Here is a 24,964-nt window from a genome sequence, read left to right as displayed (position 1 = left end):
CGGCCGGGATTCAGTCGTAAACCGACCGGTTTGCCTTCTCTGCCAGTTCCCGGGCGGTCACGATGACTTTGCGGCGGTTAAAAATCAGCTGCCAGCGACGTCCGCCGGTCTGGTGCCAGAGTATTGAGGATCGGATGCCTGCCAGCAGCAGGGCACGAACCTTCGCTGCATTTTCGTCGCGCTGGAGAATAGTGGGCTCGCCAGTGACCTGAATGCGCTGGCGAAAAGTGCTGATGGTATCCGCGTAAATAGATGCCAGATTGGCAACGAGGTTGCCATGGCTGTAGCCAAAATGGCTGGCGGTGTGCCGGGCCTGGTCAATACGGCTGCCGATGACATCCAGCATATCCTTGTTGCGTCGCAGCCTGGACGCCAGGTTGATCAGGTTGAGGGCGTAGCGCAGTACTTCGATGTCCTGCTGCTTGCTCTGCTGGCTGAGAACACTGGCCAGGGTGGACAGGCCTTCCCGCAGGTCTTTCAGCTCACCGCCGTACACATCGAGGGTGGTTTCCGGCTGTGTGGCAAACAGGGAGCGCATGCAGGTTTCGAAGCTGGATTCCGCACACTGCCCGGAATGGGCTATTTGCTGAACCAGGGCTGAGGCCTGGAAAACCCCTGCCAGAGCAAGGGTCTGGTCATGTATGGAACGGCTCATGCGCCGGCTCCCTCTGGCTTGTGGGTGGACGCTGCCGGTTCCTGCTCATCGTCCCGCCAGGTTTGCTCGATCACACCGCCGCCAAGGCAGACCTCGCCATGGTAGAAGACTACGGACTGGCCGGGTGTAACGGCCCGCTGGGCGTCATCGAACACCACTCGGAATCCGCCGCTGCGGGCTGTGACCACGCAGTCCTGATCTGGTTGACGGTACCGGGTCTTGGCCCTGCAGCGGAACTCCGTTGCCGGCGGTTCCCCTGAGATCCAGTCTACCGGCCCGCTGAGCAGCCCCCGGGAGAACAGCAGGGGATGGTGCTTGCCCTGAACGGCCATCAATACATTGCGGGAGAGATCTTTTTCCGCCACGTACCAGGGCTCGTCCCCGAATTCGCTCAAGCCGCCAATGCCCAGGCCCTGGCGCTGGCCGATGGTGTGGTACATCAGGCCCTGATGACGGCCGATAACCTGCCCGTCCGGAGTTTCAATATTGCCGGGCTGGGCCGGAATATACTGCTTGAGGAAGTCCCGGAACTTGCGTTCGCCGATAAAGCAGATGCCGGTGGAATCCTTTTTATCGTGGGTGATGAAGCCCTGTTCGGCGGCAATGCGCCTTACTTCCGGCTTTTCAAGTTCACCCACGGGGAACAGGGTGCGGGCAATACGCTCACCGGATACGGCGTGAAGGAAGTAACTCTGATCCTTGTTGGGGTCCAGCCCCTTGAGAAGCTGGGCCTTTCCGCTGCCATCGTTCAGCGGCCGCTGGCGGGTGTAATGGCCGGTGGCAATGTAATCAGCGCCCAGGGTGATGGCGTAGTCCAGGAAAGCACGGAACTTCACTTCCTTGTTGCACAGGATGTCAGGGTTCGGCGTGCGGCCGGCCTTGTATTCCGACAAGAAGTGCTCGAACACCCGGTCCCAGTATTCCGCCGCAAAACTGGCGGTATGCAGTGTTATGCCGATAGTATCCGCTACTGCCTGGGCGTCTGCCAGGTCCGTCATGGCGGTACAGTACTCGGTGCCGTCGTCCTCGTCCCAGTTCTTCATGAACAGGCCTTCCACCTGGTAGCCCTGGTCTTTCAGGAGCCAGGCTGCCACGGAAGAGTCCACGCCGCCGGACATGCCGACAATCACTCGGGTATTTTCTGGTGCTTTAGTCATGTCTGGATCTGTCGGGTTCAAAGGGGCGGATTCTAGCATTTAAGCCCGGTTACGTCTGCGGCTCGACAATGACATCCAGTGGAAAACGGCGCCCGTTTCGGTAATCGTCTATGCATTGCATCACCAGCGGGCTGCGGAGTTTATCGGACTGCTGGCTGATCTCCTCCGGTGTCAGCCAGTGGGCGGCAATAATGCCATCATCCAGTTCCCGTGTGACCCGGGACACAGCTTTGGCCGAGAAGCAGAAGCGGTAGTAGGTAACACCGTTCGCAGGGGCCTTGTAGGTGTATACCCCGAGGAAATACTCGGGATCCACTGTCCAGCCGGTTTCTTCGAGCGTTTCACGCAGCGCAGCATCGATGATTTTTTCACCTTCCTCCACGTGTCCCGCGGGTTGGTTGAAAACCACCTGGCCATGACTGACCTCTTCGACCAGCAGAAAGCGTCCCTCATCATCTTCAACAATAACGGCAACGGTTGCGTGGGGTGTCCAGGTCATGGGCGAGGGCTTCTCCGGGCGGCAGGTTTACGGGGTTTTATCGGTTTACGTCCGGGTTTCCGTGGTGGGGCTGCCGGCGCGTGCACCGCGATTGTTCTGGATTCCCCGGGCGCGAGCCCATCAAGGGCCCAGTCACCGATACCATAGCGAATCAGCCGCAGGGTGGGGAAGCCTACGGCGGCGGTCATGCGTCTGACCTGGCGGTTCCTGCCCTCAGTGATGACCAGTCGTATCCAGCTGGTCGGTATCGCTTCCCGGTAGCGGACCGGGGGGTTCCGCGGCCAGAGATCGGGCGGTTCCATGGAAGCCGCCTCTGCCGGACGGGTTTTACCATCCTTGAGTTCAACACCTTCACGCAACTGCTGCAATGCTTTGTCGGAGACCTCGCCTTCCACCTGAACCCAATAGGTTTTTGGCATTTTGTTCTGCGGAGACGCGATCTGGTGCTGCAGCTGTCCGTTGTTGGTCAACAGTAAAAGGCCCTCGGATTCAAAATCGAGCCGGCCGGCAGGGTACACGTCAGGAACGGAGACCCAGTCTGCCAGAGTGGCCCGGCGGTCGCCGTCCATGCCGCCTTTCTCATCGGTAAACTGACACATCACGCGGTAGGGTTTATTAAACAGGATCAGCATTGCCATGACGGCGAGTAACCTTCCGATCTGAAGTGGGAGAGGCGTAGTATGCCAGAAACAGCGTTGAATCGGAGCGCTCAGACGTTACGGAGCGACCCGCTGATTCCGGGAGGCACAGGGGTATCACGCCGCAAGCTTGCTCACGCAGCGGCAGTGCCGTGCGGCGGTCGGGCAGGGTATTCCGATAACCGCCGAGGGCGAGGGTATTCCGGGTCAGGCGTTGGCGGCGCGGGGATGATCCTGATAGTCGCTGCTCTGATCCTCTCGGGCGCCGCTACTGTCACTATCTGGCTTTTTTTCGGAGCTGGCTTCCGATGAACCCTGCTTCTGCGGCTGCTCTTCAGGGACAATGTTGACCGCGTGGATCCCCTTGTCGCTGGGTTTTTTCTCAAAGGTCACGGGCTGGCCGGCCTTTAAAGTTTTGTAACCTTCCATTTGCACTGAAGAGAAGTGAGCAAACAGATCGTCACTGCAGCCTTCTTCAATTATGAAGCCATAACCCTTGGCATTGTTGAACCACTTTACTTTGCCTCTTGGCATGATGAACTCCCCTGTTCTTTCACTGTCAGTGTCTTTGTTATTGGACTATTCCGGGCGTTTTGCCTTGCACGGATACCGGGTTGTTACAGCAATGAATGTAACAGTCCGCTTACGCCAATTTACAATATTTTACATTGCTATCTTACTGTTGACCAATATTCGTTCAGAGTCAATAGCAGTTATAGCTGGAATGTATGGTTGAACCGGTGCCTGAGCCTGTATCATCGCAGTATTGATAACCAGCGCACGCCCGGTTCTGACATGCACCTTGAAAACCGGGCGGCAGACAACCATCTTTAGGAAGAGGCACCGATTTCCGGTAAAGAATCATGCGGACTATCCAGAATTCTCTACTAGTATTAAATCAGGGAGAGGACGAACAACCCGGGCGTCAGGACGACGTCAGTGTTGCTCCCGAGAAGCCTGCCCTGAAGCGTCCGGCACGCTTCAGGGTGCTGCTTCTGAACGACGACTACACACCCATGGATTTTGTCGTGGATGTGTTGATGACCTTCTTCGGAATGAACGAAGAAAAGGCGACGCAGGTGATGCTGCTCGTCCATACGCAGGGAAAGGCCGTATGTGGGGTATATACCCGAGACATCGCGGAAACAAAGGCAGCACAGGTGAACCAGTATTCTTCGGAATGCGAGCATCCGCTCCTTTGCGAGATTGAACGTGCGGACTGATAGACCTTGGGGTGGCCCATGCTGAGCAAAGATCTTGAAATTACACTGAATACGGCTTTCAAAAGTGCCCGCGACAAGCGTCATGAATTCATGACTGTGGAGCATCTTTTGCTGGCCTTGCTCGATAACGATTCGGCAGTGGGCGTCCTGAAAGCATGCGGTGCAGACCTGGCCCGGCTTCAGGAAGAACTCGTTGAGTTCGTGGATTCAACCACACCACTGATCCCCAGCAACGACAGCGAGCGGGAAACTCAACCCACGCTCGGATTCCAGCGCGTGCTTCAGCGTGCTGTCTTTCACGTGCAATCCTCTGGCAAAAAAGAGGTAACCGGTGCAAACGTGCTGGTGGCCATCTTCAGTGAACAGGAAAGCCAGGCGGTTTACGTGCTCAAGAAACAGAGCATTGCCCGTATTGACGTGGTGAATTTTGTTTCCCATGGCATCTCCCGCGTTCAGGGTGCCGAAGACCAGGAAGGGCATGACCAGGCTTCTCATGAAGAAGCAGGCGAAGAGGGCAGTGCTTCACGTCCTTTGGAAAGTTACGCAACCAACCTCAATGAACAGGCACGTCAGGGGCGCATTGATCCGCTGATTGGTCGGGAACACGAAGTGGAGAGGGTCGTCCAGATCCTGGTCCGCCGTCGCAAGAACAACCCGCTGCTGGTGGGCGAAGCCGGTGTGGGCAAGACCGCGATTGCAGAAGGCCTTGCCAAGCGTATTGTGGACGGTCAGGTGCCGGATATTATCTCGGATGCCGTGGTTTACTCGCTGGATCTGGGTGCATTACTGGCCGGAACCAAGTACCGGGGCGATTTCGAGAAACGCCTGAAGGGTCTGCTTGCGGAGCTCAAGAAAGAAAAGCATGCGATCCTGTTCATTGACGAGATTCACACCATTATCGGTGCGGGGTCCGCTTCCGGCGGTGTCATGGACGCCTCCAACCTGCTCAAGCCCATGCTGAGCTCTGGGGAAATCCGCTGCATCGGCTCCACCACCTTCCAGGAATTCCGTGGCATTTTCGAGAAAGACAGTGCACTGGCCCGTCGCTTCCAGAAAATCGATGTGAACGAGCCCAGCGTTGAGGATACCTATCAGATCCTCAAGGGTTTGAAACCCCATTTCGAGAAGCACCATGACCTGAAATACACCGACCAGGCACTACGGGTGGCGGCAGAGCTGTCGGAGCGTTACATCACCGATCGCCATCTGCCGGACAAGGCCATTGATGTGATTGATGAGGCAGGTGCCCATCAGCGCCTGCTGCCCATTGCCAAGCGCAAGAAGACGCTTGATGTATCAGAGATTGAGGATGTGGTGGCCAACATCGCCCGTATCCCGCCGAAGAATGTGTCCACCAGCGACAAGGATCTGCTCCGGAACCTGGAGCGCGACCTCAAGATGGTGGTCTTCGGCCAGGATCCGGCGATCGAGTCACTTTCCACCGCGATCAAGCTGGCCCGGGCCGGCCTGAAGGCACCCGAGAAGCCCGAAGGCGCCTTCCTGTTTGCTGGCCCCACGGGTGTGGGCAAGACGGAAGTCACCAAACAGCTTGCCAAGGTGCTGGGTATCGAGCTGGTTCGCTTCGACATGTCTGAGTACATGGAACGCCATACGGTGTCCAGGCTGATCGGGGCACCTCCAGGCTATGTGGGCTACGACCAGGGTGGTCTGCTGACGGAGTCAGTGAGCAAGCACCCACACTGCGTGTTGTTACTGGACGAGATCGAGAAGGCGCATCCGGAAGTCTTTAACCTGCTGCTGCAGGTAATGGACCACGGTACACTGACGGACAACAACGGCCGCAAGGCGGATTTCCGACATGTGATCCTGGTGATGACCACCAACGCCGGTGCCGAGAGCATGGCCCGTCGTTCCATCGGCTTCAGCGAGCAGGACCACAGCAGTGATGGTATGGAGATTATTTCCAAGACCTTCACGCCTGAGTTCCGCAACCGTCTGGACGGCATTATCCAGTTCGGCGACCTGCAACCAGCCACCATTACCCATGTGGTGGACAAGTTCCTTACCGAGCTGCAGGCCCAGTTGGATGAGAAGCATGTTGTGCTTCATGTGGATGATGCGGCGAAGGTATGGCTGGCCGAGAAGGGCTACGATGTCACCATGGGTGCACGCCCGATGGCTCGTCTGATCCAGGACAAGATCAAGCGGCCACTGGCTGAGCAGATTCTGTTTGGTCGCCTGTCGGAGCGCGGTGGTGACGTGCATATTCATCTCAAGGACGACGAACTGCATTTCGAGTATGAAGACGAACCGGCCGAGGCGGTTTAGGGAAGCTGGGTTCAGTCTGATAGCTTGATAGGAAAAGCCCCGGTAGAGATGCCGGGGTTTTTTGTGTCGGAAGGCTATTAACGGGCGCGGTAAACGATGCGTCCCTTGCTCAGGTCGTATGGGGTCAGTTCAACCTTTACCTTGTCGCCGGTCAGGATGCGGATGTAGTTCTTGCGCATCTTGCCAGAGATGTGAGCGGTAACAACATGGCCGTTTTCAAGCTCTACACGAAACATGGTGTTTGGAAGCGTATCAACAATAACGCCTTCCATTTCAATAGCATCGGACTTTGCCATTCAGTAAAAACCTCGTAAATTGGCTTGCTGTGATTTTAAATTGCGCAATTCTGCCTGATTTGCCGCCATTTGGCAAAATCAGTTAACGTCCATCTTCCGCCACTGGCCGTCCCGGAGAGCCTCAATGGGACGAAAACGGGTTTTATAGTTCATCTTCCGGCACTCTTCAATCCAGTACCCCAGATACAGGTGGGGAAGCCCCAATCGCCTGGCCTCTTCTATCTGCCAGAGTACGGCAAAGGTGCCCAGGCTCCGGCTTTCGTAGGCAGGATCAAACACGGTGTAGATGGCTGAAAGCCCCTCGTCGAGCATATCCACAGCGGCCAGGCCTGCCAGCCTGTCGCCATCCATGATCTCAACGAACCAGGAGTCAGTAGCCCCTTCCACCAGGAAGGACATGAACTGCTCGCGGGAGGGCGGGTACATATCGCCGTCCGCGTGCCGTTGTTCTATGTAGTGAGCGTACAGGCTGTAGTACCGCTCAGAGAAAGTGGCCCGGACCATTCTGCAGTCGAGGTCGGAATTCTTCTTCATCACCCTGCGCTGGCTGCGGTCGGGCTGGAAGTCGTCCACTTTCAGCCTGACCGGAACACAGGCATTGCAGGTTTCACAATGGGGGCGGTAATAATGAGAGCCACTACGGCGAAAGCCCAACGCGGTCAATTGGCTGTATAGCCGTTTATCAACATGTGCCCTCGGGTCGACGAACATGGTGGTTGCTTCCCGATCAGGCAGGTAGCTGCAGTCATGAGCGGGTGTTGCAAAAAATACCAGGGTCCTGAGATTGCTCATTCACACCTCCGGTCCCCGGGCCAGTGCCACTGAAAATCCCAGCGGTTGTGGTCCGGGCTAGTGTCGACGCATGTTCTGAGTATAGATAAAAATTCACTGCGGGGAATACAGCGGGCACCCATTCTTAACAGATGGCCACTTTCAACCTGGCAGTCCATTATGCGGTACCCCCAGACTCTGAGCTGGTTGGCGAGATGGACCATCAGGACTTTCGAGGCATTGGTTTCCAGGGAGAACATGGACTCGCCAAAAAAACAGCGTCCTATGGCCAGCCCGTACATTCCACCTACGAGTTCTCCCTTTGGGTTCCACGCTTCAATGGAGTGCGCAACGCCCTGTTTGTGCAGCTGGCCGTAGCTGTCGATCATGTCCTGGGTAATCCACGTGCCCTCGGGGCGGGTGTTGGCGCACAGTCGGATAACCCGGGCAAAAGCCTGGTCCGCAGTGATGGTGAACTGTCCGCTGTTAAGCGTGCGCCTCAGGCTTTTGGCGATGTGTATTTCGTCAGGGAACAGAACGCAGCGGGGGTCAGGCGACCACCAGAGTATGGGTTGCTCGTCGCTGAACCAGGGGAAGATGCCGTTGCGGTAGGCCAGTTTGAGTCGCTCGGTGGACAGGTCACCGCCAATGGCCAGCAATCCGTCGGGGTCATCGAGGGCCTGTTCGGCGGGGGGGAACCAGAGGTGGTCTTGTTCTAGCCAGGGTAGTGAGGTCATCTGGTGCCGTTGGTTATGCTTTTGGCTTGCGGGTGTCGGTGCGTGGGAAGGGCGTTCTGAAACACGCTGTGAATACGTCCATGTACGCTTGGGCTCCGCCATCCATGGCTCCGCACAGTTTCAGAACGCCCTTCCCACCCACCTTTTCAGGCCTGGGAGTTACCTGCCTTCACCGAATCGCGCTACCTGCGCAATATTCAGCTTAGTCCTGGTCCAGGAATTTTTCAGCGTCCAGGGCTGCCATGCAGCCGAAACCTGCGGAAGTAACCGCCTGACGGTAGACGTGGTCGGCTACGTCTCCGGCGGCGAAGACGCCAGGGATGCTGCTCTGGGTGGCCATGCCTTCCAGGCCAGAGCGGATTCGGATGTAGCCGTTTTCCATGTCCAACTGGCCCTGGAACAGATCGGTGTTGGGTTTGTGGCCGATGGCGATGAATACGCCAGCCAGGTCCAGTTCCTGGGTTGAGTCGTCTTTAGTGCTCTTGATGCGCATGCCTGTGACACCAGTGCCGTCGCCAAGAACCTCGTCCAGAGTGTGGTCCCAGATGATGTTAACGTTGCCGTTTTCGGCTTTTTCGAACAGTTTGTCCTGCAGAATTTTTTCGGCGCGCAGGCTGTCGCGGCGGTGGACCAGCGTTACCTCGTCAGCGATGTTGGAAAGGTACAGCGCTTCTTCAACAGCGGTATTACCACCACCAATGACCGCCACTTTCTGCTTCTTGTAGAAGAAACCATCACAGGTGGCACAGGCAGAGACACCCTGGCCCTTGAATTTTTCTTCCGATTCCAGGCCCAGGTACATGGCAGAGGCGCCGGTTGCGATGATCAGGGCGTCGCAGGTGTATTCGCCACTGTCACCCTTGAGGCGGAAAGGGCGGTTGCGCAGGTCGGCTTCGTTGATGGTGTCGTAGACCACGTTGGTTTCGAAACGCTCGGCGTGTTTGAGCATGCGTTGCATCAGTTCCGGGCCCTGCACGCCGTCGTTATCACCTGGCCAGTTGTCTACGTCGGTGGTGGTGGTCAGCTGTCCACCCACCTCTATGCCAGTGATCAACGTCGGCTTCAGGTTGGCGCGGGCCGCGTAGACTGCTGCGGTGTAGCCGGCCGGGCCGGAGCCGAGGATGATCAGTCGGGAGTGCTTGGTTTCGCTCATTGGGGATCTCTCGTTAACGATTTATTCAATGACAGATACGGAGGTCAGAAGTTGCCTGATTCGTTCAGCGCTCTTTCCGGATTCTCCCTGTTCAAGACGGTGTTCTGCAACTGCGGGAAATACGGCCTGGATGTCATCAGGCAATACATGATGGCGGCCATCCATCAGCGCCCAGGCTCTGGCAGCACGCACCAGCCCAAGGCCGGCGCGGGGTGAAAGGCCGTAGAGCAATCCGGGCATGCGGCGGCTCTGCTCCAGCAGGCGTTGCACGTAATCCAGCAGTGCCGGGCTGGTGGTAACCCGGTTGACGGCGTCCTGCAGGGTTTGCAGGTTCTCTGCGGAGAGGATCGACTGCAGGCGGTCGGTCATTGCCCGGCGGTCCTCTCCTTCGAGCAGTTCCCGTTCTGCGCGCGGGTCCGGATAGCCGAGCCGGATGCGCATCAGGAAGCGGTCAAGCTGGGACTCTGGCAGCGGATAGGTGCCCCCCTGCTCAATCGGGTTCTGGGTGGCGATCACAAAGAATGGGTGCGGTAATGGCCGGGTTTCCCCCTCAATGGACACCTGTCGCTCTTCCATGGCCTCCAGTAGCGCACTCTGGGTTCTGGGGGAAGCTCGGTTGATTTCGTCGGCCAGTACTACCTGGGCGAAGATGGGCCCGGGATGGAAAACCAGGCTGCCGGCTTCCTTGTCGTACATGGAGAAGCCAAGCACGTCGGCGGGCAGCAGGTCATTGGTGAACTGGATGCGTTGATAACTCAGCCCCATGATTTTGGCCAGTGCGTGGGACAGCGTGGTTTTGCCCATGCCCGGTATGTCTTCAATCAACAGGTGTCCTCGGGCCAGCAGGCCACACAGGGAGAGTCGAACCTGGTGATCCTTGCCCAGAAGGATGCTGTTCAGCTCGCGGATAACCGTATCCGTCAGTTTCTTCATGAAATGCTCAGTCCCTCACCCGCTTCAGGATATCGCCGTAGGCGTCGATGCGCCGGTCTCTGAAATACGGCCAGATGCGTCGAATCGATTCACTGCGTGAGCGGTTAATGGTCGTGGACAGTATGGTTTCGGAGTGCCCGTCGGCTCGTGCCAGGAACTCTCCCTGGGGACCGCAGATAAAGCTGTTCCCCCAGAAGCGGATACCATCCGACAACCCGGCGGGATCAGGCTCTGTGCCGACGCGATTCGGGGCGACCACCGGCAGGTTGTTGGCCACGGCATGACCACGCTGAACCGTTACCCAGGCTTCGAGCTGGCGCGCCTGTTCGTCGATATCGTCGGTGATATCCCAGCCGATCGCGGTGGGGTAGATCAGTACTTCAGCGCCCGCCAGGGCCATCAGGCGTGCAGCTTCCGGGTACCACTGGTCCCAGCATACCAGCACGCCGAGGCGGCCGACGGAGGTGTCGATCGGGGTGAAGCCGCTGGTGCCGTCATTGAAAAAGGCGTCGCCGGGTGTGAAGTAGAACTTCTCGTAAAAGCCTGGATCGTCCGGAATATGCATCTTCCGGTACAGGCCGGCGATGCTTCCATCCCGCTCGAAAACGACTGCAGTGTTGTGATAGACGCCGTTCATACGCCGCTCGAATATCGACCCTACCAGGACAATTCCCAGCTCTGACGCCAGGGCGGAAAGGCGTTCGCTGGTGGGGCCCGGTATGGCTTCCGCCAGTTCGAATACGGAGGTGTCTTCAGTCTGGCAGAAATACAGGGTGGCGTGCAGTTCCTGCAGCACCACGAGCTGCGCCCCCTCGTTTGCGGCCTGGCGGACCAGGCGTTCAGTAATGGACAGGCTGGTGTTCTTGTCGGCACTGCAGGACTGCTGAATGGCGGCAATGGCCAGGGCACCGGCGGGGGTGGGGCGGATCATGCCTGAACAACTCCTGAGGGTATCTGCATGGTGACGCAGTGCAGACTGCCATGTTGTCTGATTAACGGGCGACAGTTAACCGGAATCATGTCCCGGTCGGGGAAAAGGCCAGCCAGTACTTCCAGGGCCTCCTGATCCTGGGGCACGCCGTAGAAAGGTACCAGAACAGCGCCATTGATGATCAGGAAGTTGGCATAGGTTGCAGGCAGGCGTTCGCCTTCCTCACCGTAGATGGCGTCGGGCCAGGGTAAGGGAGTCAGCTTATAGGGTTGCCCGCTGGCCTGGTGGAACTGTTGCAGTTCCTCTTCCATGGCAGCCAGTGCGCTGTAATGTTCATCGCTGACGTCGGGGCAGGCCACATAACAGATATGATCCGGTGCGCAGAAACGGGCGAGCGTATCGATATGACTGTCGGTGTCGTCACCGGCCAGGTACCCATGGTTGAGCCACAGAATCCGCTCTGCTCCCAGGGTTTCCCCGAGCAGGTGTTCGATGGAGGCACGGTCCATCGAGGGATTCCGGGATGGTGTCAGCAGGCACTCACTGGTGGTCAGTATCGTCCCGTGGCCATCGGATTCAATGGAGCCTCCCTCAAGGACGAACTCTACCGGTACCAGCGAAGTAGCGCCGAAGCTGCCGAAATTAGCAAGGTGGCTGTTAAGGGCGTTGTCCTTTTCCCAGGGAAACTTGTTGCCCCAGGCATTGAAGCGAAAATCCAGCAGCTCCGGGCCTTTCTTGCCGGATATGGCGATGGGGCCATGGTCTCGTGCCCAGGTATCGTTGGCGGGGGCGGGTACCGCGATAACGCGCCCCGGAAGCCCCTGTTCCTGTGCCCAGGCGTTCAGATCCCGCTCCAGCTCCTGAAGGCGGAACACATGTTCACAGCTGAGAACCACATGCTCGAACCGGAGCACGGCCCGGGCAATGTCCAGGAACACGGGTTCCACCTCAGCGAGGCAGTCACTCCAGTCGGTTCCCGGATGGGGCCAGGTCAGCATTACGGCGCTTTGGGGTGCCCACTCTGCGGGCATCACAGGTCTGGAAGTCAAGTTGCGAACACCTTTATTCAAAAACCGACATTCTAACGAACGGGAGGGGTTGCGTCAGGGTATAATTGAACGATTTTTCAACGTCGGGGCTTCAGTACAGCATGAATGACCCTGTCGCTTTCAAAATACACGACGAAATTTTCATAATGCCACTGGGAAATGGGTGGATCCCCCACCGGGCCCGTGGTTTGTAGCGGGTTTCCCCAGCCATTACGAACGCTGGACTGGCTCATGCCGGTACGGGGAAGGTTCGCTTCGTTGCTGCGTTCGGCCTGCGCTTTCACCGGAACCCGAACTTCGTCTGCCACCACTAGGGTGAAAGGTCCCAGTGCCAACGCGGTGAGGGTGGTGGCGGCACAGACTGCTTTCATTGTGCTTTTTTTCATCAGAGCCTTACTCCTGGCATCACATTGATAAAACGTAATATCTGATAAAGACTAACAAAAGTCAGCCCGGATTCGGTGATTTGTGGACAGTTTATTCTTTTTGCCGTTGCCTTATCTGCCACCGCATCACATGGCGGGCGATTTGCTGGCGGTCACTGTCAGGGATGTCGGTAAATTCTGTATGAACCCTGGCAGCTCCGCTTCCGTCCGACTCAACACTGAGTACCCGAGCAATGGCAACCGGCTGAAACAGTTCCGGGGGCAGGGTCATCCTCAGGGCCAGAATTTCGTCCGCCGTGACGCTGCCGGTTGCCATGTGGAACGACAGGCCGCCTTCGCTGAGCGTGACGTCCTGCCAGTCTTCAGGTTGCAACGGATTTTGCTCAAAGGCCATAATGCGCGCCAGCGTATCCAGCTTCCCGTTAAGTGACTTGATCAGTGAGGTCAGCAGGCGGTCTCGCTCGGCCAGTGTGGCCAACTGCGCCCGAACGTCCTGATCGAGGCGTCTGAATTCCGAGCGTAGGCTTTCCAGGTGACTGCCATTAAAGGGGTTCTCCGTGCCTGCGTCTTCGGAGTCAAGCTTGCGGATTTCCAGGCCGATATGATCGCTGATACGAAAAAAGTCCCTGCGGTCAGAAGGGAGCTCTTCCGGGTTACTTCGGGGTGTCGTTGCAGGCATCGGAACTCCAGAACTCGGTATTATTGTTTCATGATAGAAGTTTAGCAGCTTCCTGCCACGCCGTATCGGGGCAGGATTTTCGACAGACCAGAAGGTAGCGACAGGCTCCTCCCAATGTTCAGACCCTTATCACTGTATGTTGGTTTGCGGTACACCGCAGCCAAGCGACGTAATCACTTTATTTCATTCATATCACTGACTTCCATGATCGGCCTTATGCTCGGCGTAGCGGTGTTGATCATCGTCCTGTCGGTGATGAACGGCTTTGACCGTGAACTCAAACAGCGGATTCTGGGTATGGTGCCCCATGCCACCATCCAGGCCGACGGCGTGCTTCAGGATTGGGAAGATGTAGACCGCAGGGTCGAGCAACACCCATCGGTGATTGCGGCAGCGCCTTATATTCAGGGGCAGGGCATGGTGACGGGCGGGGGCGATGTCCGCGGGGTTATGCTCAACGGTATTCTGCCGGAGCAGGAGCGAAGCGTATCGATCATTGAAAATCACATGATCGAGGGCGGGCTGGACGACCTCAAGTCGGGGGAGTTCGGCATTATCATTGGTAAGCTCATGGCCTCCGCGCTGCGGCTACAGATCGGTGACAGGGTAACAGTGGTGTTGCCAGAGGCCTCCGTGACGCCTGCAGGCGTGTTGCCGCGCCTGAAACGATTTACCGTAAAGGGCGTGTTCAGTGTAGGCGCCGAGCTGGATGGCAACTACACCCTGATCCACATGGACGACGCCTCGAAGCTTATGCGAACCGCCGGCAAGGCTGAGGGGGTACGCCTGCTGGTGGACGATCTGTTCCAGGCTCCGAATGTGGCCAGGGAAGTTGCGACGGAACTCAGTGGCCGCCACTACATATCCGACTGGACCCGCACCCATGGCAATCTGTTCCAGGCCATCCGCATGGAAAAAACCATGATCGGCCTGCTGCTGATGTTTATTGTTGCAGTGGCGGCGTTCAATATCGTCTCCACCCTGGTGATGGTCGTCACCGACAAAACCGCGGATATAGCCATCCTGCGAACCATGGGGGCCACCCCCGGCAGGATCATGCGAATCTTCATCATTCAGGGCGCCGTAATCGGCATCACCGGGACGATAGTCGGCACGGCGCTGGGCGTCTTTGGCGCCTACAACATCAGCGGATTCATCGCCTGGCTGGAAGCGTTCATGGGTCACCAGTTCCTCAGTGCGGATGTGTATTTCATCAGCTATCTGCCGTCCCAGTTGCAGTGGCAGGATGTATGGATTATCAGCGGGGCCGGCCTTGCCCTGAGCCTGTTGGCAACGATTTATCCGGCCTGGCGTGCGTCACGCGTCGATCCGGCGGAGGCTTTGCGTTATGAGTAATTCGACAATCATGAACAGTGAAAGGGCGCTGGTGATTGACTGTGAAAAGGTCACCCGTACCTATAACGAGGGCCCCGGAAAGCTCACGATCTTCTCGGATATTTCGCTGCGGGTATCGGCCGGAGAAAGCGTTGGTATCGTTGGCAGCAGTGGTGCAGGTAAAACCACGCTGCTGAATCTTCTCGGCGGGCTGGACAAGCCCTCTTCAGGGCATATCGAAATCTGTGGCCAGGATATTCATCGCATGAGTGAGGCCGGACGCGCCCGCTTCCGGAACCGGCACCTTGGATTTGTCTATCAGTTTCACCACCTGCTTCCCGAGTTTACGGCGCTGGAGAACGTAATGATGCCGTGCGCCCTGGGAGGGCTCGGGGTAAAGCCGGCGTCGGCGAAGGCGAGCGCCATCCTTGACCGTGTTGGGCTGGGACATCGGCTGGGCCACAAGCCAGGTGAACTGTCTGGCGGAGAGCGGCAGCGGGTGGCCATTGCCCGTGCCCTGGTGAATGAGCCTGAATGTGTGCTGATGGATGAGCCGACCGGTAATCTGGACGAGCAGACGGGGGAGGGTGTTCGCGATCTTATTGAGTCACTGCGGGATCAGATTGGTATTGCCTTTGTGTTGGTCACCCACGATATGAAAATGGCCCGGAGTCTTGGGCGGGTGTTGCGGCTGGAGCAGGGAGAGCTGTTTCAGGAGCTTTGACTGTCGCTGGTCCGTTCCCGCTGCGTCCGTCTTGCCAGCCGTCGATGGCGGATGCGTTCCGATCTGCGCTCCTGCCAGTCAGAGCGCACCTTGCGACGCCACAGGAACTGGATGACCAGATAGGCCAGGCACGCCGACAGGGTGGCTACCAGAAGTGACCCCAGATAAAGCGGGATGCCTATGTCCAGGAGGCGCCCGCTGAGCCAGGACCAGGAGAGCTGGAACTCGAAATTCAGCACCGGCCTGTCCAGAATCCAGGCCCCGATCTTGTAGTTGAAATAGAACATGGGGGGCATGGTGACGGGATTGCTGATCCACACCAGCACCACGGACAGCGGCAGATTGGCATTGAACCAGATGGCAACAAAAGCCGCTGCAAGCATCTGGAAGGGCATGGGGATAAACGCAAGAAAGATACCCACCAGAAAGGCGCGGGCGACGCTGTGCCGGTTAATGTGCCACAGGTTGGGTTCATGAAGGATATCGCCGAGAAAGTGCAGCGATTCGATCGCACGCACTTTTTCCGGCGATGGTAGATAGCGTTTCATGAACTTCTTTGGCATCGGGAAGTTCTGCCTGCTCAGAATGATGGTTCCGGGAATTTGCGGCGCCCGGAGAGGACCAACTATCAGGAGGACAAGGATTGTCCGGAAGTTTTATGGCCAGGGTTGGCCTCGCGGGCTTCGCCTGCGGCGTTATCTTACTGTATAGCCTTGCGGTCTTACCACCTTTGCTCTGGCTGATTACCGCGATGGTAATCACGCTTTGCACGCTTATGCTGGCTGGCCCGGCGGTGCTCCGAGGCGCCGCGATAATCGTGGCAGGCGGGCTTTCTGGTATGATCTGGGCGGGCTGGCAGGCCGATATTCGCCAACAGAACGCTCTACCGGTCACTCTGGAAGGGGAGATGCTGGAGGTTTCCGGTTATCTCTGTGACGTTCCCTCCCGGGGCAGCTTCGGCAGTGTCCGTTTTTCTTTCTGCGTTGACGAATGGCACCTGCCGGCGGATCTGGAAGCTTCGGATTCCTCAGGCTTGCCGCGCAAAGTGCGTCTCGCCTGGTATGGCGAAGCGGCAACAACGAACCTTCCTCAACAGCTTAGGCTGACGGTTGTCCTTAAACGGCCCCATGGTGCCGTCAATCCCGTGGGTTTCCGTTACGAATCCTGGCTGTACCGGAAGGGATTCGGTGCCACCGGCACCATACGGGGGCTGGCTCCGGACCGCAGTTTTGACTGTCAGCTCGGGTGTCGCTACCACCGCTGGCGCAACCGTCTTGTCAGCGCGACTTCGGAGCGGCTTGCGGGCGCCCGGCATTTCCCGCTTATTACCTCGCTGATGATCGGCTACCGTGGCCACATGGAGGCCAGCCACTGGGATGTCCTCAAAGCGACCGGCACTATTCACCTGGTGGCCATTTCAGGGTTGCACCTTGGCCTGGTAGCGGCGGGTGCCGGCTTCATCTGCCGGCGATTATTGCTCTGTCTGCCCCAGCACTATGTGCCACCTCGTCGAATGCGGGGCCTGGTATTTTTCTGCGTGTCGCTTGCCAGCCTTGCTTATGCGCTTGCCGCAGGGTTTTCCGTGCCCACAAGACGGGCGTTGATCATGGTGGTTATCGCCGGCTGGGTATTGCTCGGCGCACGGAAGACCGGTGCTTTGACCGGCCTGCTTGGCGCTCTGGTTGTGGTGTTGCTGAGCGATCCGTTCTCGCCTCTTGATCAGGGCTTCTGGCTTTCATTTGGTGCGGTGGCCGTTCTTGTACTGCTATTCAGCCTTCGGCTGCGCCAGGCAGGCTGGCTTCCCGGGTTGCTTCTGGCCCAGGTGGGCGTGTTCGTGGCGCTCTGGCCGATTCTGGAAGTTCTTGGCCAGTCCCAGGTGGTCGTTGGTTTCGTGGCAAACCTGTTCGCCATCCCGTGGGTATCGCTGGTGGTCATGCCGGTTCTGGCGGTCGGGGCGCTGGTCATGGCGGTGTCCCCGGTGGCTGACAGCATCATTGCAAGCGCTCTTGACGTGGTGTTTGGAATGCTGTGGCAGGGGTTGTCATGGCTGGCAGCTATCAACATGACAGTGCCGGCACCGGGCGTGTCGGTACTCCTGCTGCTGGCGGTTGTGGTTATGCTGGCATTGCTGGTGCCGTTCCGTGGTTTTCGCATAGCGGTAACTTGCCTGTTGGTACTGTGGGTGGGGATTGGTTTTGTCGCGGATTCGGGTTCCGGCGGCCGGAACACTCCAGTGCGGACTCCGGAACTCTGGGTGTGGGACGTTGGCCAGGGGCTGTCGGTGATGGTTCGGGATCAGGACAAGGTGCTCGTTTACGATACCGGGCCGGCGCTGGAAGGAGTCTACTCCGCCGTGGATTCAGTACTCATCCCCAATCTCCGGGAACTGGGTGTACGACGGATCGATACCCTGATCATCAGTCATGGTGATGGCGACCACGCTGGCGGGCTGCCGTTGTTGTTTGACAGCTTCAATGTGCGACAGGTGGTTACCGGGGAGCTGGCGCGGGTAAAGGGCATGCTGCCTGATGATGCAGCGGTGAAGGTGAAAGCCTGTGCAGCAGAGAATACCCGTAGTATGGGGCGCCTGGAACTCTCGTTCTGGCAAAGCCCGGGCGAAATTGAGAGCAACGATGCCTCATGCGTGCTGACCATCCGGTTCGGCTCGCCGGCCGTTGAAGTGATTCTGCCGGGAGATATTACCCGGCGTGCAGAACAGAGGTTCATCGCCGACCACCAGCCGGGGCCAGCGAAATTCCGTGTTGTCCTGGCGCCCCACCATGGCAGTAAAACCTCCTCGTCAGAACAATGGGTAACGCAGATGGCGCCGGATCTTGTTGTGTTCAGTGCGGGGTACAGGCACCGCTTCGGGCATCCTCATCCGGATGTGGTGGACCGGTATCGTTCTGCTGGCAGCCGCGTGCTCAATACCGCGACATCCGGTGCTGTTCACCTGGTGTGGCAGCTGGAAGGCGTATCGGTAAAGGAGGCGAGGTCGGAAACGCCATTCTGGGTCAGAAAACCGGAAAGCCACTGATGTCCCGTATAAAAACCGTGACATTCCGGGTGTGGCCTACGCCGGTAGCTATGCTAAAGTAGCGCGGCTTGCTAACAATCAGGGAGACCAAGCGTGTTCGAGCTTTTGAAAGCCGGTGGCATCCTCATGGTGCCGATTCTTGCCTGTTCCATTCTTGCACTTGCCATCATCCTTGAGCGTTTCTGGACTCTCAGACCGTCCAGGGTAACGCCACAGCACACTATTAACGAATTGTGGCGCTGGATAAAGAAAAAAGAGCTCAACGGACGCAAGCTCAAAGCCTTACAGGCCTCTTCTCCCCTGGGCCGCATCCTGGCAGGCGGCCTGATGAACGCAAAACATGGTCGCGAGATCATGAAAGAAAGCATTGAGCATGAGGCCAGCCAGGTCATCCATGATCTGGAACGCTTCCTGAATCCACTGGGCACTGTTGCTACCATTACGCCCTTGCTCGGCCTGCTCGGCACGGTCATTGGCATGATCAAGGTGTTCGCTGAAATCCAGTTGGCCGGGGTTGGTGACGCCGGCAATCTGGCCGGTGGCATTTCCGAAGCCCTCATTACCACGGCCTCGGGGTTGAGCGTGGCCATTCCCGCACTCATCTGCCACCGCTATTTCATCCGTCGTGTTGATGAGCTGGTGGTGGGAATGGAACAAGAGGCCATCAAGCTGGTTGAAGTTGTGCATGGTGACCGCGAAATCGACGTGGAAGGAGCCTGAACCCCGTGAAGTTCAAGCGCCAGAGAAGTCAGGAAGTCGGGGTTGACCTGACGCCACTGATCGATGTGGTCTTCCTGCTGCTGATATTCTTTATGGTTTCCACTACGTTCACCCGTGAGAGCCATCTCAATATCGAACTGCCGGAAGCCAATGGTGAACGGTCCGAGTCCGAAACCAGGTTGATTGATGTGGTGATCAATGCCGAGGGGCAGTACATTCTCAACGACCGTACCCTGGTGAATAACCGGCGCGAAACCCTGGAGCGTGCGGTCAGCGAACTTGCAGGCGATGATGTCTCGTTACCTTTTATCATCACCGCCGATGCCCGCACGCCCCATGAGTTCGTGGTACGTGCCATGGACGTTGCCGGTCGCCTTGGTTTCGCCAAACTCAGCATTACCACCGAGCGAGAGGCGGAAGGGCAGTGAGCGCATCCACCTCACCAGCGGACACCGGCCGGGAGCCGGCATCAAACTGGGCAACATACAAGCGTTTGCTGGCTTATGTAAAACCCTTCTGGCTGGCTTTCTCGCTTGCTGTGGTGGGCAACATCATATATGCAGCGGCTTCCACCGGCATGGCGGCCGCCATGGAATACGTGATCACCGCCCTGGAAAACCCCACCGATGAGAACCGTATCCAGCTGACTCTGCTGATTGTAGGTGTGTTCGCCTTCCGTGGGGTGGGCACCTTCATGAGCCAGTACTTCATAAGCTATGTCGGGCGCCAGGTTATCAATGCGCTGCGCAAGCAGGTGTTTGACCGGCTGCTGAACCTGCCCTCCCGCTATTTCGACGAGAATGCCTCGGGCCGGTTGGTGTCCAAGCTTACCTTTAACGTGGAGCAGGTCGCCGAAGCCACCACCAATGCAGTGACGATCACTCTTCGTGAAGGCTTGACGATTCTCGGCCTGCTGGGGTTCATGATTTACACCAACTGGAAACTGACGCTGGTGTTTCTGGCAGTGGGGCCTTTGATTGCCCTCGTGGTCAGTTATGCCAGCAAACGGTTCCGCAAAATCAGCAAGCGTATCCAGGGGTCCATGGGCGACATAACTCATGTGGCCTCGGAGTCTATCAGCGGCTACCGGGTGGTGCGTACCTTCGGCGGTGAACACTATGAGCGGGACCGGTTCCGCAAGGTGAGCGAGAAAAACCTGGAACAGAGCCTGAAAATGGCCTCGACCCAGGCCATCAGCATCCCCATCATCCAGGTGCTGGTCGCCGTCGCTATCGCCGCATTGGTCTGGTTCATGCTCGCGCCGGAACTCCGTGGCGAGATGACCACTGGCCAGCTGGTGGCGTTTATCACTGCGGCGACCACCATGGCCAAGCCCATACGGCAGGTGACATCGGTGCATGCCAAGATTCAGCGAGGCGTTGCTGCCGCCCACGACGTGTTCGGCACCATGGACGAGGAGCCGGAACATGACCCTGGTACCTACGCGCCGGAACGGGTCGAAGGCAACATCGAGTTTGATAGTGTGTGTTTTCGCTATCGCGATCAGCTGGATGATGTTCTCCAGGGCATCTCGCTGACGATTCCCGCCGGCCAGAGTGTGGCCCTGGTTGGACGATCCGGCAGCGGAAAATCCACGATGGTCAGTCTGCTGCCCAGGTTCTATGAATTCACCGGTGGCGATATCCGGCTGGATGGCCACTCTCTGAAGGAATTTACTCTTGAGGCATTGCGGGCCCAGATTGCACTGGTAACCCAGAATGTGGTGCTGTTTAACGACACCATCGCCGCCAATATTGCCTATGGTGCCCTCCGCCATCATAGCCGTGAGCAGATTATCGACGCTGCTGCCAAGGCCCATGCACTGGAATTTATCGAGCGCATGCCGGAGGGGCTGGACACCATGATTGGTGACAACGGTGTCATGCTTTCCGGTGGTCAGCGCCAACGGCTTGCGATTGCCCGGGCGTTGCTGAAGGATGCGCCTGTTCTGATTCTCGACGAGGCGACGTCCGCCCTGGATACCGAATCCGAACGTCACATTCAGGATGCTCTGGAAACCGTCATGAAAGGCAGGACAACACTGGTCATTGCCCATCGTCTATCCACCATCGAAAAGGCTGATCGCATTCTGGTGATGGATGGCGGGAAGATCGTCGAATCAGGCCGGCACGACGAACTGCTCGCCCAGGGCGGTGCCTACGCCCAGCTCCATCAGATGCAATTCAGCGAGCAGGCATGACCACGCTGGTAGACCGGCTATGGTATGGCAGAAAACGCCCGCTGTGGCCACTGTATCCGCTGGTCTGGCTGTACCGAACCGTTGCTGAACGCCGCCGGCGACGGGCGTGGCAGGCTCGTGACGAACGCATCCCGGTTCCTGTGGTGGTAGTGGGTAACATTACCGCCGGTGGTACCGGAAAGTCACCCTTGACTGTGGCCCTGACCGAGTTATTGCAGGAACGGGGCTGGCAACCGGTTATCCTCAGCCGGGGCTATGGTGGCAAGGCCGAGCACTATCCCCTGATGGTTATCAGGGAGACCGGGCCCGATGTGGCGGGCGATGAGCCGGTGATGCTGGCCGCCCAATCCGGTTGCCCGGTGGTGGTGGATCCAGATCGTAAACGCGGTGCCTTGTGGGCCCTGAACCGTCAGTTGGGTGACATCCTGGTATGTGATGACGGGCTACAGCATTACCGGTTGCCCAGAGACATAGAGCTGGCTGTATTCGATGCTGCCCGTGGCATCGGCAATGGAGCACTGATCCCGGTCGGGCCGCTGCGAGAGCCCCTGGAGCGACTGGCTTCAGTCGACTTCGTCATTACCAATGGTGGCCGCCTCGACGACATTGACCACGAACATCAGTTCATCATGACCCTTGCGCCGACCGAGTTGCGCAACCTGGTTACCGGCGACATTCTCCCACCGGAGTGTCTGCAGGGGCAGTCGGTGAGGGCGGTTGCGGGCATAGGCAATCCGCAACGGTTTTTCGATACACTGAGAGGCCTGGGCGCGCAGGTCCGGCCCCGTGCCCTGCCGGATCACCACCGCTTTACCCCTGAAGATCTGGAGACAGAAGAAGGTGAGTGGCTGGTAATGACGGCGAAAGACGCCGTTAAATGCCGCGGGTTTGCTCCGGACAACACCTGGGTGCTGGTCGTGAAGGCCGTGCTTTCCGAGTCGTTTACGGAAGCGTTTATGGCCAGCGTCAATCATTGTCGTCAATCACTGGATTCCAACGATACTGTGAGAACACACCATGGATAAGAAACTGATGGCCCTGCTGGCATGCCCGGTATGTAAAGGCGACCTCAAGCTCAACGAGGACAAGGCCGAACTGATCTGCTATCAGGATGCAATGGCCTTTCCGATTCGTGAAGGAATTCCGGTCATGCTGGCTACCGAGGCCCGCACTCTGACCACCGACGAGCGTCTTGCCAAACGCTGACAGGAAGCCTGTATGTCCTATACCGTTGTGATCCCGGCTCGCTATGCGTCAACTCGCCTCCCGGGAAAGCCGCTGGCTGATATCGCCGGCAAGCCGATGATCGAGCATGTTTATGACCGTGCCTGCGAAAGCCACGCCAGCCGCGTCATCGTAGCGACTGATGATCCCCGTATTGAAGCGGCTTGCCGGCCGTTCGGCGCAGAGGTGGTGATGACGTCGGCGGATCACGCCAGTGGCACCGATAGGCTTGAAGAGGTTGCCCGGCTGATGAACTTTGGCCCCGACGAACGGGTGGTCAATGTCCAGGGCGATGAACCACTGATGCCTCCCGAGCTGATTGACCAGGTGGCCGCCAACCTGGAAGCTCACCCTGATGCCGCTATTGCGACGCTCTGTGAAAGGATTTCGGTCGTGGGCCAGGTGTTCAATCCCAATGTTGTCAAGGTGGTGTTTGATCATCGTGGTATGGCGCATTATTTCAGCCGTGCTCCGATCCCCTGGGCCAGAGATGCCTGGCAGGGCGAAAGCGCCCAGAAGCAGATACCGGAAGGGGTAGGGTACTACCGCCATATCGGTATCTACGGTTACCGGGTCAGCCTGCTGCAGAGCTTTGTTACCTGGCCGCCAGCCCCTACGGAAATAACGGAATCCCTGGAGCAGCTGCGAGCGCTGTATAACGGCGCCCGCATTCACGTGGAAGAAGCCTGCCAGGTGCCACCTTCAGGGGTTGACACACAGCAAGATCTGGAGCGCCTACGCCAGTATATGGCCGCCAAGCAAAAGGAGGACTTGAATCCATGACAGCGCCGATACGGGTACTTTTCGTCTGTCTTGGCAACATCTGTCGGTCCCCGAGTGCCGAGGGCGTTTTCCGCAACGTGGTTCAACAGGCCGGGCTCGATGACCGGATAATCATCGATTCCTGTGGCACTGGTGACTGGCATGTGGGTAAAGCGCCCGACAACCGTGCGATTGCAGCAGCAAGCCTGCGTGGAATTGATATTGCCCACCTGCGGGCGCGCCAGTTCAGCAGTGAGGACCTGGACCGGTTCGACCATGTACTGGTGATGGACCGGCAGAATCTGGCGGATGTGCGGGATGTCTGGCGGCAGAACGGAGGTACCGAGCCGGTTCTTTTTCTGCACTTTGGCAGTTCCGCGCACGACGAGGTCCCCGACCCGTATTATGGCGGTGATCATGGTTTCGAGCATGTGCTGGATCTGATCAACGACGCCAGTGAGGGACTCCTTCAGCATATCCGGGAGCAGTTGGCTTGAATAGCGAGCCGCAGTTCAGAGAGAACGTCTTTCTCGGCGACCTGAACAGCCTGGGTATCGCCGCGAGGGCGCGTTACTTTGTGTCTGTGACGTCCGTTGAGGCCCTTCAGCAGGCCCTGGACTGGGCGTCTGCCAGGGCGGTAGAGCCGTTGATCCTGGGTGGTGGCAGCAATCTGGTCTTCGCGGGGGATTTCCCGGGGCTGGTCATTCGCATGGCCATTTCCCGCCGTTGCTGGGAGCGTATTGATGGCGACGAGGCCACACTGGTGCTTGGCGCCGGTGAAAACTGGCATGACAGTGTGCTGTACGCTGCTTCGGCCGGTTATCGTGGCATTGAAAATCTGGCGCTGATTCCCGGTACTGTTGGCGCTGCCCCCGTTCAGAACATCGGGGCTTATGGTACCGAGCTGCGAGACACTCTGGTAGACGTCAGTGCCCTGGACCGACACAACGGCCACGAAATCACCCTCACCAACAGTCTGTGTCATTTCAGCTATCGTGACAGCGTGTTCAAGCACGAGCCCGGTCGCTACGTTATTACCACCGTCCGCCTGAGGTTGTCCCGCTCCCGGCCGTTCTCTCTGGACTACCGTGACCTGGCGGAATATTTCGAGGGGCAGGATGTTCATGACCTGACGCCTCTGGATGTGGCCAGGGGCGTGATGTCGGTCAGACGGCGCAAGCTGCCCGACCCCGCGCAACTACCCAACGCCGGCAGCTTTTTCAAGAATCCGGTGGTACCTCTGGAAACCTGGCGCACCCTGCAGAAGTCCTACCCGGACATTGCCGGCTATCCGGGCGATGACAATGCCAAAGTGGCGGCGGCCTGGTTGATAGACCAGTGTGGCTGGAAGGGATATCGCAATGGCAAGGTTGGTGTTCACAACCGGCAGGCGCTGGTGCTGGTGAATCATTCCAATGGCAGCGGCCAGGATGTGCTGGCACTGGCGGACAGGATTCGCAATGATGTCCAGGCGCGCTTTGGTATCGCGCTGGAGATGGAGCCGGGAGTGGTCGGCGGCTAGCCGGGCTCGACCACTCCCGCTTTACCAGAGTTCCTGGAGCGGGC

General features: G+C 58.1%; 28 protein-coding genes. 13 read left to right on the top strand and 15 right to left on the bottom strand.

Annotation, left to right across the window (positions count from 1 at the left end; all coding sequences use genetic code 11):
• Nucleotides 1-10: 10 nt before the first annotated feature.
• From hflD to ABJM11_RS21990, 5 genes are all read right to left on the bottom strand, one after another.
• On the bottom strand, nt 11-655 hold the full coding sequence (gene hflD, locus ABJM11_RS22010) for a high frequency lysogenization protein HflD (protein ID WP_348295496.1): 645 nt from the start codon (nt 653-655) through the stop codon (nt 11-13).
• Complete coding sequence (mnmA, locus tag ABJM11_RS22005; protein WP_407070027.1) at nt 652-1,851, bottom strand: tRNA 2-thiouridine(34) synthase MnmA; 1,200 nt, start codon at nt 1,849-1,851, stop codon at nt 652-654. The genes hflD and mnmA overlap by 4 nt, the downstream gene beginning before the upstream one ends.
• Before the next feature lie 10 nt (nt 1,852-1,861).
• Complete coding sequence (locus ABJM11_RS22000; protein ID WP_348295494.1) at nt 1,862-2,311, bottom strand: NUDIX hydrolase; 450 nt, start codon at nt 2,309-2,311, stop codon at nt 1,862-1,864.
• Nucleotides 2,308-2,949, bottom strand: coding sequence for a pseudouridine synthase (locus ABJM11_RS21995; protein WP_348295493.1), 642 nt, complete (start codon nt 2,947-2,949; stop codon nt 2,308-2,310). Before ABJM11_RS21995 ends, ABJM11_RS22000 begins: the two co-directional genes overlap by 4 nt.
• 207 nt (nt 2,950-3,156) lie before the next feature.
• Entirely contained in the window at nt 3,157-3,483 is a 327-nt protein-coding gene (locus tag ABJM11_RS21990; protein ID WP_348295492.1) for a cold shock domain-containing protein, read from the bottom strand.
• A 329-nt stretch (nt 3,484-3,812) separates the two neighbouring features.
• On the opposite strand from ABJM11_RS21990, the gene clpS reads away from it, so the two are divergent.
• Complete coding sequence (gene clpS, locus ABJM11_RS21985) at nt 3,813-4,172, top strand: ATP-dependent Clp protease adapter ClpS (protein ID WP_137434762.1); 360 nt, start codon at nt 3,813-3,815, stop codon at nt 4,170-4,172.
• 18 nt (nt 4,173-4,190) lie between these two features.
• Nucleotides 4,191-6,461 carry an ATP-dependent Clp protease ATP-binding subunit ClpA gene (clpA, locus tag ABJM11_RS21980; RefSeq protein ID WP_348295491.1) on the top strand — a complete coding sequence of 757 codons (2,271 nt, stop codon included), beginning with the start codon at nt 4,191-4,193 and terminating at the stop codon, nt 6,459-6,461.
• Nucleotides 6,462-6,538: 77 nt separating this feature from the next.
• On the opposite strand, the gene infA is transcribed toward clpA, so the two are convergent.
• From infA to ABJM11_RS21935, 9 genes are all read right to left on the bottom strand, one after another.
• The gene (infA, locus tag ABJM11_RS21975; RefSeq protein ID WP_114613076.1) at nt 6,539-6,757 is read right to left on the bottom strand and encodes a translation initiation factor IF-1; all 219 of its coding nucleotides are present in this window, start codon (nt 6,755-6,757) and stop codon (nt 6,539-6,541) included.
• Nucleotides 6,758-6,835: 78 nt separating this feature from the next.
• Nucleotides 6,836-7,549: an arginyltransferase gene (locus ABJM11_RS21970; protein ID WP_348295490.1), complete on the bottom strand. Its 714-nt coding sequence runs from the start codon at nt 7,547-7,549 to the stop codon at nt 6,836-6,838.
• On the bottom strand, nt 7,546-8,265 hold the full coding sequence (gene aat, locus ABJM11_RS21965) for a leucyl/phenylalanyl-tRNA--protein transferase (protein ID WP_348295489.1): 720 nt from the start codon (nt 8,263-8,265) through the stop codon (nt 7,546-7,548). Before aat ends, ABJM11_RS21970 begins: the two co-directional genes overlap by 4 nt.
• A gap of 202 nt (nt 8,266-8,467) precedes the next feature.
• Complete coding sequence (trxB, locus tag ABJM11_RS21960) at nt 8,468-9,418, bottom strand: thioredoxin-disulfide reductase (RefSeq protein ID WP_348295488.1); 951 nt, start codon at nt 9,416-9,418, stop codon at nt 8,468-8,470.
• 21 nt (nt 9,419-9,439) lie between these two features.
• Nucleotides 9,440-10,351, bottom strand: coding sequence for an AAA family ATPase (locus tag ABJM11_RS21955; RefSeq protein WP_348295487.1), 912 nt, complete (start codon nt 10,349-10,351; stop codon nt 9,440-9,442).
• A 7-nt stretch (nt 10,352-10,358) separates the two neighbouring features.
• Nucleotides 10,359-11,282, bottom strand: a complete 924-nt coding sequence (locus tag ABJM11_RS21950; RefSeq protein ID WP_348295486.1) for a carbon-nitrogen hydrolase — start codon at nt 11,280-11,282, stop codon at nt 10,359-10,361.
• Nucleotides 11,279-12,313 carry an agmatine deiminase family protein gene (locus ABJM11_RS21945; protein ID WP_348295575.1) on the bottom strand — a complete coding sequence of 345 codons (1,035 nt, stop codon included), beginning with the start codon at nt 12,311-12,313 and terminating at the stop codon, nt 11,279-11,281. The genes ABJM11_RS21950 and ABJM11_RS21945 overlap by 4 nt, the downstream gene beginning before the upstream one ends.
• A gap of 95 nt (nt 12,314-12,408) precedes the next feature.
• On the bottom strand, nt 12,409-12,717 hold the full coding sequence (locus ABJM11_RS21940; RefSeq protein ID WP_348295485.1) for a hypothetical protein: 309 nt from the start codon (nt 12,715-12,717) through the stop codon (nt 12,409-12,411).
• A 91-nt stretch (nt 12,718-12,808) separates the two neighbouring features.
• Entirely contained in the window at nt 12,809-13,396 is a 588-nt protein-coding gene (locus tag ABJM11_RS21935) for a PilZ domain-containing protein (RefSeq protein WP_348295484.1), read from the bottom strand.
• 114 nt (nt 13,397-13,510) lie between these two features.
• On the opposite strand from ABJM11_RS21935, the gene ABJM11_RS21930 reads away from it, so the two are divergent.
• Nucleotides 13,511-14,752, top strand: a complete 1,242-nt coding sequence (locus ABJM11_RS21930) for a lipoprotein-releasing ABC transporter permease subunit (RefSeq protein WP_348295483.1) — start codon at nt 13,511-13,513, stop codon at nt 14,750-14,752.
• Nucleotides 14,745-15,455: an ABC transporter ATP-binding protein gene (locus ABJM11_RS21925; RefSeq protein WP_348295482.1), complete on the top strand. Its 711-nt coding sequence runs from the start codon at nt 14,745-14,747 to the stop codon at nt 15,453-15,455. Before ABJM11_RS21930 ends, ABJM11_RS21925 begins: the two co-directional genes overlap by 8 nt.
• On the opposite strand, the gene ABJM11_RS21920 is transcribed toward ABJM11_RS21925, so the two are convergent.
• Entirely contained in the window at nt 15,443-16,018 is a 576-nt protein-coding gene (locus ABJM11_RS21920; protein WP_348295481.1) for a DUF2062 domain-containing protein, read from the bottom strand. The two genes, ABJM11_RS21925 and ABJM11_RS21920, sit on opposite strands and share 13 nt — an antisense overlap.
• A gap of 80 nt (nt 16,019-16,098) precedes the next feature.
• Between ABJM11_RS21920 and ABJM11_RS21915 the strand changes: the two genes are divergently transcribed.
• The 9 genes from ABJM11_RS21915 to murB all read left to right on the top strand — a co-directional run bounded on the left by ABJM11_RS21915 (nt 16,099) and on the right by murB (nt 24,920).
• The gene (locus ABJM11_RS21915; RefSeq protein WP_348295480.1) at nt 16,099-18,492 is read left to right on the top strand and encodes a DNA internalization-related competence protein ComEC/Rec2; all 2,394 of its coding nucleotides are present in this window, start codon (nt 16,099-16,101) and stop codon (nt 18,490-18,492) included.
• Between the two features lie 93 nt (nt 18,493-18,585).
• Entirely contained in the window at nt 18,586-19,212 is a 627-nt protein-coding gene (locus ABJM11_RS21910) for a MotA/TolQ/ExbB proton channel family protein (RefSeq protein WP_137434749.1), read from the top strand.
• 5 nt (nt 19,213-19,217) lie between these two features.
• Complete coding sequence (locus tag ABJM11_RS21905) at nt 19,218-19,640, top strand: biopolymer transporter ExbD (RefSeq protein ID WP_348295479.1); 423 nt, start codon at nt 19,218-19,220, stop codon at nt 19,638-19,640.
• Nucleotides 19,637-21,412 (top strand): lipid A export permease/ATP-binding protein MsbA, encoded by a 1,776-nt coding sequence (msbA, locus tag ABJM11_RS21900; RefSeq protein ID WP_348295478.1) that lies wholly within the window; start codon nt 19,637-19,639, stop codon nt 21,410-21,412. The genes ABJM11_RS21905 and msbA overlap by 4 nt, the downstream gene beginning before the upstream one ends.
• Nucleotides 21,409-22,437: a tetraacyldisaccharide 4'-kinase gene (gene lpxK / locus ABJM11_RS21895; protein WP_348295477.1), complete on the top strand. Its 1,029-nt coding sequence runs from the start codon at nt 21,409-21,411 to the stop codon at nt 22,435-22,437. The genes msbA and lpxK overlap by 4 nt, the downstream gene beginning before the upstream one ends.
• Nucleotides 22,430-22,618 (top strand): Trm112 family protein, encoded by a 189-nt coding sequence (locus ABJM11_RS21890; RefSeq protein ID WP_348295476.1) that lies wholly within the window; start codon nt 22,430-22,432, stop codon nt 22,616-22,618. Before lpxK ends, ABJM11_RS21890 begins: the two co-directional genes overlap by 8 nt.
• Before the next feature lie 12 nt (nt 22,619-22,630).
• Nucleotides 22,631-23,419, top strand: coding sequence for a 3-deoxy-manno-octulosonate cytidylyltransferase (gene kdsB / locus ABJM11_RS21885; protein ID WP_348295475.1), 789 nt, complete (start codon nt 22,631-22,633; stop codon nt 23,417-23,419).
• Nucleotides 23,416-23,895, top strand: a complete 480-nt coding sequence (locus ABJM11_RS21880) for a low molecular weight protein-tyrosine-phosphatase (RefSeq protein ID WP_348295474.1) — start codon at nt 23,416-23,418, stop codon at nt 23,893-23,895. Before kdsB ends, ABJM11_RS21880 begins: the two co-directional genes overlap by 4 nt.
• Nucleotides 23,892-24,920: a UDP-N-acetylmuramate dehydrogenase gene (gene murB / locus ABJM11_RS21875; protein ID WP_348295473.1), complete on the top strand. Its 1,029-nt coding sequence runs from the start codon at nt 23,892-23,894 to the stop codon at nt 24,918-24,920. Before ABJM11_RS21880 ends, murB begins: the two co-directional genes overlap by 4 nt.
• Nucleotides 24,921-24,964 lie beyond the last annotated feature (44 nt).

The organism is Marinobacter sp. (assembly GCF_039977835.1).
In the GTDB taxonomy this organism is placed as follows: Bacteria; Pseudomonadota; Gammaproteobacteria; order Pseudomonadales; family Oleiphilaceae; genus Marinobacter.
Note: the sequence above shows the minus strand (reverse complement) of the source record. Positions and strands in the feature narration are given on the sequence as shown.